This is a genomic window from Marinimicrobium sp. UBA4509 (assembly GCF_002388575.1).
Lineage (GTDB): Bacteria > Pseudomonadota > Gammaproteobacteria > Pseudomonadales > Cellvibrionaceae > Marinimicrobium > Marinimicrobium koreense.
In genome coordinates, this window is sequence record NZ_DGMV01000062.1 from 1 (window position 1) to 10,199 (window position 10,199).

A 10,199-nucleotide genomic window follows, 5' to 3' on the forward strand; every position below is an offset into this window, starting at 1 on the left:
AAGCCTACAGGGATGTATTCAGGGCGGGTCTCCAAACGATCTCCCCCTCTCCTGCCGGTCGTGATGATGCACCCAAGCTCTGTTACTTGGGGCGCATCCGCCGTAACCGTAAGGCGGCATAAGCATATGCTGAAACAGCCTAACCAGCCGGGGCTTTTAGATTGAAGCGCCCCCGCCGGTTAACGATAATGTGCGCCTTAGTGGGCTCACTTCCCAGGTAAGGACAGGCATGACCGAATTCGCCATCATATTGTTGAGCGCCATTTTGGTGAACAACTTCGTACTGGTTCAGTTTTTGGGCCTATGCCCCTTTATGGGCGTGTCCAACAAACTGGAAACCGCCATCGGCATGGCCGGGGCCACCACCTTTGTGTTGACCCTCGCCTCGGTGTGCAGCTACCTGATCAACACCTGGATACTGATGCCCTTGGACATCGGTTTCATGCGCACCATTTCGTTCATTCTGGTGATCGCCGTGGTGGTGCAGTTTTCCAAAATGTTCATCGAAAAAACCAGCCCCCTGCTGTACCGGGTACTGGGTATTTTTCTGCCCCTGATCACCACCAACTGCGCGGTACTCGGGGTGGCACTGCAAAACACCACCAAGGACCACGGATTTTTTGAGTCCACCGTGTTCGGCTTTGGCGCCGCGCTCGGTTTCTCCCTGGTGTTGATTCTGTTTTCCGCCATGCGCGAACGCCTGGCCGTCGCCGATGTGCCGACCCCCTTCAAAGGCGCCGCCATCGGCATGATTACCGCCGGCTTGATGTCCCTGGCCTTTATGGGCTTTGGTGGTTTGGTCTAGCGCCAAACCGACCGTTCACCGACTGACTCGCATCGACTTATGCTGGATCTGATCGTACAAAATCCGATTACCTCGGCGCTGATCGCGCTCGGTAGCCTGGCGCTGATCTTCGGTGCCATTCTGGGCTATGCCGCCGTGCGCTTTCGCCTGGAGGAAGACCCGGTCATCCAGCAGATTGATGACCTTCTGCCCCAGACCCAATGTGGTCAGTGTGGCTACCCCGGATGCCGTCCTTACGCCCAGGCCATCGCCAACGGCGATGCCATCAACAAGTGCCCGCCGGGCGGCCAGGCCACCATCAATTCGCTGGCCGATCTTTTGGACGTGGAAGCCCCTACCCTGGATGCGGAGCACGGCGAAGAGTCCGAAGTGAAAAAAGTGGCGTACATCCGGGAAGACGAGTGCATTGGCTGCACCAAGTGCATCCAGGCCTGCCCGGTGGACGCCATTATCGGCGCGGCCAAACAGATGCATACGGTGATTGCTGACGAGTGCACCGGCTGCGACCTCTGTGTTGAGCCCTGCCCGGTGGACTGCATCGACATGATCCCGGTGGAAACCGGGCTGAACGAGTGGAAGTGGGCGAAACCGGCTCCGGCCGAAGCGCAGGCGGTCAATCTGATTGCCACTGATCGAGACACCACAGGTGAAGCGGCGTAATGGGTAGTTTAATCAAAGTGTGGGACATTCCCGGTGGCGTTCACCCGCCGGAGAACAAAGCGCAATCCCTGCAGTTGCCCCTGGCCAAAATGCCCCTGCCGCCGGTGCTGACCCTGCCGCTGAACCAGCACATTGGCAAGCCCGCCAAACCGGTGGTGCAGGTCGGCGATCGGGTGCTGGGCGGCCAGCTGGTCGCGGAGGCCGAAGGCGTGTTCAGCGCCCGGGTACACGCGCCCACCTCCGGCGTTATCAGTGCCATCGAGGATCGACTGATTCCCCACCCTTCCGGCTACTCGGCCCCGAGCATTGTCATCGACGTGGACGGCAAGGACGAATGGGTCCCGCTGGAGCGCTGCGACGATTACGACGCGCTGGATAAAAGCGAGCTGCTCGGGAAAATTCGCGGCGCCGGTGTCGCCGGTCTGGGCGGTGCGGGCTTCCCCACCTCGGTGAAATTGAGCCCGCGCGCGGACCACAAAATTCACACCCTGATCATTAACGGCACCGAGTGTGAGCCCTACATCACCGCCGATGACATGCTGATGCAGGTCAAGGCGGATGAGATTGTCGCCGGCACCCTGCTGCTGGCCAAGTTGCTCGATCACCCGGATGCGCTGCTGATCGGTGTCGAGGACAACAAACCCAAGGCCATCGCCGCTCTTGAAAAAGCCGCCGAAGGCACGCCGGTGCAGGTGGTGTCTTTCCCGACCAAGTACCCGTCCGGTGGCGAAAAACAACTGATCCAGATTCTGACCGGCAAAGAGGTCCCCAGCGGCCAGATACCGGCCAGCATTGGCGTAGTGTGCCAGAACGTGGGCACCACCGTGGCGGCCTATCGGGCGGTGCGTTACGGCGAGCCCCTGGTGTCCCGCATTACCACCCTGGTGGGCGAAGCCCTGGAAACTCAACGCAACGTCGAAGTGCTGTTGGGCACACCCATTGATTTTCTACTGGAGCAGCATGGCTTCGAGGCCAAAAAAGCCTCGCGCCTGGTGATGGGCGGACCCATGATGGGGTTTGCCCTGCCGGAGCCCAGCGTGCCGGTGATCAAGACTACCAACTGCATTCTGGCGCCCACCAAAAAAGAATTGCCGCCACCTCAACCAGCGCAGGCCTGCATCCGCTGCGGCCTATGCGCCGAGGCCTGCCCGGCGAGCCTGCTGCCGCAACAGCTGTTCTGGTACGCCCAGGCGGAAGATTACGAAAAACTCGAAGCGCACAGCCTGTTTGACTGCATTGAGTGCGGGGCCTGTTCCTATGTCTGCCCCAGCCATATTCCGCTGGTGCAGTACTACCGCGCCTCAAAAGGGGCGATTCGCCAGCAGCAGCACGAGAAAGAGAAGTCCGACCGGGCCCGTCGCCGCTTTGAGTTCCGGCAGGAGCGTATCGCCAAAGAGGAGGCCGAAAAGGCCGCGAAACGCGAGGCTCGCAAAAAGGCCGCCGAGGAAGCCAAGCGCAAGTTGGCCGAACAAAAAGACGACGCGCCGGCCGCCAAGGCCGACCCGGTAGCAGATGCACTGGCCAGGGCTCAGGCCAAGCAACAACCCCCCGAGGCGCAGCGGGCCAAGCTGGAACGCAACCTGGCCGCGGCCAAGGACCGCCTGGAAAAAGCCCAGCGCCCTCTGGAGCCGGGCGAGCCCGGTGCCGAGGTGACCGACGAGCAGCGTGAGAAGCAGAAAGCGCGCATCAAACAGGCAGAGCTCAAAGTCCGGGAAGCGGAAGAAAAATTGCAACACCTGGAGCAAGACAGCAGCGCACCGAAGGCGCCTGAAGCCAGCGATACAAAACCGGCTGACGACCCGGTCTCTGCCGCGATCGCCCGCGCTCAGGCGAAGATGACCATGAGCCCGGAGGACAAGCTCAAATCCAGTCTGGAATCACTCTACAAGCGCCTGGCGAAGGCTGAAGAAAAGGCCAAGGCGGCGCAGGAGTCGGGTGATGACAAGGCGGATGCCCTGCAGCAGGGCGTCGACAAGCTCAAGCAGAAGATTGCCGACACCCAGCAGGAGCTGTCCGAGTTGGCGCCGTCCACGGTGGCCGAACCCAGCTCCGCTTCACGCCATACCGACGACGTCGCCAGCATGGCCATTGAACGGGCCAAAGCGAAAGCCGCCGCGATGGAAACCATGAGCGCCGAAGACAAACAGCGGGCCCAGATTGAATCGCTCAAGGCCCGCATTGAGAAGGCCCGCCAGCGACTGGAAAAAGCCGAGGCGGAGCAGGACGAAAACGTGGACGCGTTTCGCACCGGCCTCACCAAGCTGGAAGACAAATTGCAACAACTGACCGAGGACCGGTAACCGATGCTGAGGGTCACTTCCCCGCACACACACAGTACCCGCAGTACCGGGCAACTGATGCGCCTGGTGGTATTCGCCACGCTGCCCGGCCTGGTCGCCATGACCCTGGCCTTCGGCTGGGGAAGCCTGTTCAATGTCCTTCTGGCCAGCGCGTCTGCCCTGACGTTCGAAGCGCTGGTCATGAAACTGCGTGGGCGGCCGGTACTGTTTTATCTGCGCGATTGCAGCGCCCTGGTCACTGGCGTGCTGCTCGGTCTGGCGCTGCCGCCCTATTGCCCCTGGTGGCTGGTGGTCACTGGCAGCGGTGTCTCGATCATTCTGGCCAAACAACTCTATGGCGGCATGGGCTACAACCCGTTCAACCCCGCCATGGTCGGTTATGTGGTGCTGCTGATTTCCTTCCCTGTGGAGATGACCCAATGGGCCGCCCCGGCGGCGACCCTGGGGGAGGGCCAATCGCTGATGGGCCTGGCCGAGGGCTTCAAGCAGATTGTTGCCGGGGTTCCGGTGGACGGCTACACGGCGGCCACCCCGCTGGATGTGATGAAGCAGAACAGTGGCCAGACCATGGCTGACCTGTACGCCAGTGATCCGACGCTGAGCGCCGGCTGGTTGGCGGGCGCCGGCTGGGAGTGGGTCAACCTCGGCTTCCTGCTCGGTGGCGCCTTCCTGCTGTACCAGCGGGTGTTCACCTGGCACGCCCCGGTGGCCATGTTGGTCGCCCTGACGGTCATGTCTGTACTATTCTTTGATGGTAGCTCGGCCAGCAATGGCTCGCCGATCTTCCACCTGTTGTCCGGGGCCACCATGTTCGGGGCTTTCTTCATTGTCACCGACCCGGTCAGCTCCGCGGTCAGTGTCCGTGGTCGGCTGGTCTATGGCGCCCTGATTGGTGTGCTGTTGTACGTCATGCGCGCCTGGAGTAATTACCCCGATGCAGTGGCCTTTGCAGTGCTGCTGGCCAACTTCGCGGCGCCATTTATCGATTACTACACGCTGCCCCGCACCTACGGTCACACCAAGGCGCGCCGCGCGACCGAAAAGGAGGAGCACTAGATGTTCGGTTGGTCGATTGGTAAAAACAGCCTGTTATTGGGCGCCTTCGCCCTGGTGACCGCCGGTGTGCTTGCCGGCACTTACCAGGCTACGCGAGAGCAGATTGCCGAGGCCGAGCGACAGGCGGCGGCGGCCGCGCTGCTGGAAATCATTCCCCGGGATCAGCACGATAACGACCTGCTCTCCGATACCCTGCCGGTGCCGCAGGATGCGCTGGATACCCTGGGCCTGCGCCAGTCCGAAGCCATCCACCTGGCCCGTCGGGACGGACAGGTCGAAGCGGTGATCATTCCCGCCATCGCTCCGGACGGCTACAGCGGTGCCATCCGAATGATTGTGGGGGTCCAGCGGGACGGCCAGATCGCCGGTGTGCGGGTACTTACCCACAATGAAACGCCGGGGCTGGGTGATAAAGTCGACCTGAAGAAAAGCGACTGGATCCTGGGATTTCGCGGCCGCTCCCTCGGTAACCCGGGTGTGGAAGACTGGCGCGTGAAAAAAGACGGAGGCGCGTTCGACCAGTTCACCGGGGCCACCATCACCCCGCGGGCGGTGGTCAATCAGGTTCGACGCGTTCTGGAATTTGTCGAACAACACCACGCGGTACTTTTCGAGCAAGCGCCGGAAGGTGCGCCGAACAACACCACTGAAACCGCTCCTGAATCCTCTGAAACTACAGGCACGACGCAATGAGTGACGCCGCCGACTATCAAGCGATTTCCAAGAACGGCCTCTGGACCAACAACCCGGCGCTGGTACAGCTGCTCGGGTTGTGCCCGCTGCTGGCGGTGACCGGCTCCGTGGTCAACGCCCTGGGGTTGGGCCTGGCCACCCTGCTGGTACTGACCAGCTCGAACATTATTGTGTCCCTGATTCGCAAGGGCGTCAGCGATGCGGTGCGTCTGCCCGCTTTTGTGATGATCATTGCGGCCCTGACCACCTGCATCGAACTGCTGATGCGAGCGTTTACTTACGAGCTGTACACCATTCTCGGGATTTTCATTCCCTTGATCGTGACCAACTGCGCCATTCTGGGCCGGGCCGATGCCTTCGCCAGCAAGAATCCGGTGCTGCCCTCCGCGGCTGACGGACTGATGATGGGCCTGGGCTTCATGTTTGTACTGCTCGCGGTGGGCGCCGTGCGCGAACTGCTGGGCAACGGCACCCTGTTCGATGACATGCACCTTCTGCTGGGCGAAAGCGCCCGGGATTGGACCTGGCAGCCCTTTGAGCACTACCCCGGCTTTCTGGTGGCGGTGCTGCCGCCCGGGGCCTTTATTGTGACCGGTTTTCTGATCGCGCTGAAAAACAGCGTCGATGCGCAACTGAAGCGCCGCGAAGCCCTGCGCACCGCCAAGCCGGTCAAGGGCAACAAGCGGGTACGAACCACCGGGAACATCAGCTGAATCGTACGCTCGCCGTTGCGTAATCTTTCGGCAAAGTGGTGCAATATCCGTTAGACTTAGTGTCTACCGTTCATCACCTATCGAGGGATACGTCCATGTTCGACACCGAAAAAATCAATGAACTGATCAGCCTCTACGTCATACCCTGGTCGATCAATATTGTCACCGCCCTGCTGATTTTCATCATCGGCCGGATCGTCATCAGCATACTGATCGGCATTCTCGGTAAGGTCATGGGGCGCACCAAGCTCGACACCATACTGATTGAGTTCACTCAGACCATTGCCAAAGTCCTGCTGCTGATCTTTGTCATCGTGGCCGCTCTGGACCAGTTGGGTGTGAACACCACCTCCCTGATTGCCGTTCTCGGTGCCGCCGGCCTGGCCATCGGCTTGGCCTTGCAGGGGTCGCTGCAGAACTTTGCCGCCGGTTTTCTACTGCTGGTCCTGCGCCCGTTCAAAGCTGGTGACTATGTAGAGGCCGCCGGCACCGCGGGCATGGTGGAAAAAATCAGTATCTTCTCCACCATTCTGCGCACGCCTGACAATAAAGAAGTCACCGTTCCGAACGGCTCAATCTACAGCGACAATATCGTCAACTATTCAGCCCGGGACACCCGCCGAGTCGATATGGTGTTCGGCATCAGCTACGGCGATGACCTGAAGAAAGCCAAAGAAGTCATGATGGCCGCCCTCACCTCGGACGAGCGGGTGTTGGAAGATCCGGCCCCCAATGTGGCGGTCTCGGCGCTGGCGGACAGCAGTGTCAACTTTATCGTCCGACCCTGGGTGAAAACCGAGGATTACTGGCCGGTGTACTGGGATATGACGGAGAAGATCAAGGTGGAGCTGGAAGCCAACGGCATGAGCATTCCGTTCCCCCAGCGCGATCTCCATATCTTCAACGAAAAAGCCTGAGGCACAGGGGCGCCGCCAGACGGCGCCCCACTTGCACACCACCTCACAACGGACCGGGCTTTTCGACAACCAGATACTGGTCCACCTCAAGCGCCCCCACCCGTTGCTCTGTGCCGTCCGGCCAAACGATTCTCAGCTCATCGACTTGCTTGCTTTCACCGAGCCCAAAGTGGGCTACCAGCGGATCGTTCGACAGATAGTTGGAGCCCAGCCGGATCTCTCTCACCTGTGACAATTGACCGCTACGCACATGGACCTTGGCCCCGATGCCATCCAGATTGGTTGGTCCACCTCGAAGCCTGACTGTGAGGTAGTGGTGATCCGTTGGGGCGACATTGCGAAATACAGTTACGGGTTCACCACTGTGACTGATAAAAATATCCACCTTACCGTCCCGGTCGTAATCAAAACAGCTGACGCCACGCCCCTGTCGGGTATGATTCAACCCAACCTCTAACGCTTGCTCTGTGAATGTGCCGTCGCCATTGTTGATATACAGCAGGCTGGGATCGTGAATGAACTGGGCAAAGATGGCTTCATTGGCGACATTTTTACTGGTCATACCATTGGTGTGAAAAATATCCAGCCAGCCATCGTTATTGAAGTCAGCAAAACAGGCGCCCCACCCCCAGAACCCATGACGCACTCCCGCCTCATCGGTTACGTCACCAAAGCGCCCCTGACCATCATTCCGATAAAGCCGGTTGCCGGACTCTCCTCCCACGTAAGCCTTTTGCTCGAGGGGGTTCCATATCGACGTCACAAACCAGTCAAAATCGCCGTCATTGTCATAGTCTCCGACGGCCATACCCATTCCGTTCTCGTCCGAAATCACTGTCTCCGTCCGATCGACAAACCCGCTCCCCGAGTCATTGATCAGTACCTGACTGGTCAGAAAGTCTCCGGCCAGCAACAGATCCGGCCAGCCGTTGTTGTTGAGATCCGTAAACGCGGCGGTAAAGACGAGTCCTAGCTTTCCCGTCTGGGGAGACTCCCGGGTGGGAGGCAACAGATCACTGGCATCGACGAACTGGCCTTCGCCTTTATTGCGCCATAAATACCCACTATTGTCCGCGCCAGCCGTGAATCCCCAATGTGCTGCGTACAGATCAATCCGGCCGTCCCGATCGAAGTCGCCGGCAGAAAGACTGTGCGTAAAACGATTGAATCCGATACCGGCTTTGAAGGGATCCGGCAGGAAAAAACCGTCTCCCTGATTCTGATAAACCCTCAGGAAATCATCGTGACGGTTATCCTCCACGAGCAGGAGGTCCCGGTGTCCGTTCTGATCATAGTCAAAAAAGAGTGCACCGAACTGCTGACTACGCAATGTGCCAATGGCAAGCTCGGTGGTCTCCTCAAAGGTGCCATCGCCCTGATTGCGATATAGCTTTCCAGGCAAGACCGAATGACTGATAAACAGATCATCCCAGCCGTCACCATCGTAATCCCCCACCGCTATCCCACCCGAAACCCGGTGTTGCTCGTCGCCATTACCCACGACCGGCAGTGAATAATCCAGTCCCGTCGCTACGGTCGCATCCACAAACCAGGATTCCCGCATGGGCTCGGGCTCGACTCGCGCCTGGCTCTGCACCGGGGACGGTAGCGCGGGCTGGAAAGTCACGGGCTGCCCCACGAACGATCCGGTGCGGGCGTACAACCGCTCGCCATCCGGACCATCATCATCGGCACCGGGCAGCCAGCGTGCCAGACACTCCGGGTCCGTGGTACAGGGATCGGTCAGGGTCTCCAGAAAGGCTTCTAGATACTGGGCATGCACCGGGTCAAAGCGACGGTGCGACAGGTACTGCCAACTGTCGCCGACCCTGGCTTGCTCCAACGCCTCCAGGGAGCGATTCCGGTAGCGCTCCCGGTCGGTTGGGATGCCCTTGAACTGCGGATTGCTCTGCAGGCTGTAGTCATAGGCAAGCACCGAGGTTTCCACATCCATATGATGGCGGATCGCCTGACTCAGGGAGAGAAATGCCCCGGTGTGCCCCCAAGGGCCAGTTACCGCGACGTTCAGCAACGAAGGCGTACGAAACGCGTATCGGTCATCCGGGTGAGAGCTCTCGAGCATTCGCCCCAGATCAAATCCGTGACGATCCTTACCTCGTCCAAACTGGGGAACCGCCAGATTGTGAAACGACTCATCGGTAAAGCGACGCCCAGCGTGGCATTGATTGCATCCATAGCCTCCCTCACTCAGCGGCGTGTAGAACAGCAAGGCACCGAGGCGCGCGTCCTCGGAAATGGCGTCGTCATCGCCATCGACAAATCTGAACCAGGGGTTATCAAGAAACACCTGTGAGCGTTGATAGTGGGCTTGCGCCAGGCCGACCCGCTCCATGGTCACCACCTGCTCGGGGCTCTTTCGCGGATCCTCAAAGGCGGCCTGAAACAGTGGCAACCAGGGGTTTTCGTCTTCCGACCCCGCCCCCTGCAGGCGCCGCTCAAGGAGTCGGCGCTTGTCCTGATTGCTCAATACCTTGCCGGCCTCGCGACCGAACATTTCATTGGCTGACGCCAAGGGAAACAGCGCCTGGGCGGCGGCCAGATCATGGCCGGCCTGTGGATCCGGCAGATTGCGCAGACTGTCGGGAGTGCGGATTGCGGCCGTCTGTCCGTCTCCGTCGTGGTGATAATCGGTCACCTCAACCCGTCCATCCCAGAACAGCCGCCGCTGATAGACATGCAAATTGAAGGTGGTCGGTGAGTTGCGCGGAACGTTTGGCCCACCATCGGCCAGCGGATCCTGCGCCCGATCCCCATTGTGAACCCGGCCCGGACCAATCAATTGCGGCTCGACCGCATCGACGCCCACCGGCAACGACAGGCCATCCCCGCCCCCCAACAAGGGGTGGTGACAAGAGGCGCAAGCAACATCCCGTTGCTCACTCAGCGAGCGACTGAAGAACAACTGCTTACCCAGCTCAAACAGATCGCCTTCGGGCGTCCTGGAGCCCTCAACCGGCACCGGCTCCTCACTCAGCCCCAGCGCATTGACCCGCTGTCGGAGCGCCTCGAGCACCTGGCGCGGCTCGGCGGGCAA

8 protein-coding genes are annotated in these 10,199 nt (G+C 60.2%); 7 read left to right on the plus strand and 1 reads right to left on the minus strand.

Annotation, left to right across the window (positions count from 1 at the left end):
- Positions 1-229: 229 nt before the first annotated feature.
- From rsxA to B3520_RS12125, 7 genes are all read left to right on the plus strand, one after another.
- Positions 230-805 carry an electron transport complex subunit RsxA gene (gene rsxA, locus B3520_RS12095; protein WP_024459490.1) on the plus strand — a complete coding sequence of 192 codons (576 nt, stop codon included), beginning with the start codon at positions 230-232 and terminating at the stop codon, positions 803-805.
- A gap of 39 nt (positions 806-844) precedes the next feature.
- Entirely contained in the window at positions 845-1,465 is a 621-nt protein-coding gene (gene rsxB, locus B3520_RS12100) for an electron transport complex subunit RsxB (RefSeq protein ID WP_123636812.1), read from the plus strand.
- Positions 1,465-3,765: an electron transport complex subunit RsxC gene (gene rsxC / locus B3520_RS12105; protein ID WP_286805971.1), complete on the plus strand. Its 2,301-nt coding sequence runs from the start codon at positions 1,465-1,467 to the stop codon at positions 3,763-3,765. Before rsxB ends, rsxC begins: the two co-directional genes overlap by 1 nt.
- A 3-nt stretch (positions 3,766-3,768) precedes the next feature.
- Entirely contained in the window at positions 3,769-4,821 is a 1,053-nt protein-coding gene (rsxD, locus tag B3520_RS12110; protein ID WP_286805973.1) for an electron transport complex subunit RsxD, read from the plus strand.
- Positions 4,822-5,514 carry an electron transport complex subunit RsxG gene (gene rsxG, locus B3520_RS12115; RefSeq protein WP_286805975.1) on the plus strand — a complete coding sequence of 231 codons (693 nt, stop codon included), beginning with the start codon at positions 4,822-4,824 and terminating at the stop codon, positions 5,512-5,514.
- The gene (locus B3520_RS12120; protein ID WP_286805977.1) at positions 5,511-6,227 is read left to right on the plus strand and encodes an electron transport complex subunit E; all 717 of its coding nucleotides are present in this window, start codon (positions 5,511-5,513) and stop codon (positions 6,225-6,227) included. Before rsxG ends, B3520_RS12120 begins: the two co-directional genes overlap by 4 nt.
- 95 nt (positions 6,228-6,322) lie before the next feature.
- Positions 6,323-7,144 (plus strand): mechanosensitive ion channel family protein, encoded by an 822-nt coding sequence (locus B3520_RS12125; protein ID WP_286805979.1) that lies wholly within the window; start codon positions 6,323-6,325, stop codon positions 7,142-7,144.
- A gap of 43 nt (positions 7,145-7,187) precedes the next feature.
- On the opposite strand, the gene B3520_RS12130 is transcribed toward B3520_RS12125, so the two are convergent.
- Positions 7,188-10,199 (minus strand): FG-GAP-like repeat-containing protein (locus tag B3520_RS12130; RefSeq protein WP_286876151.1); only part of this gene is annotated, 3,012 nt, incomplete at its 5' end.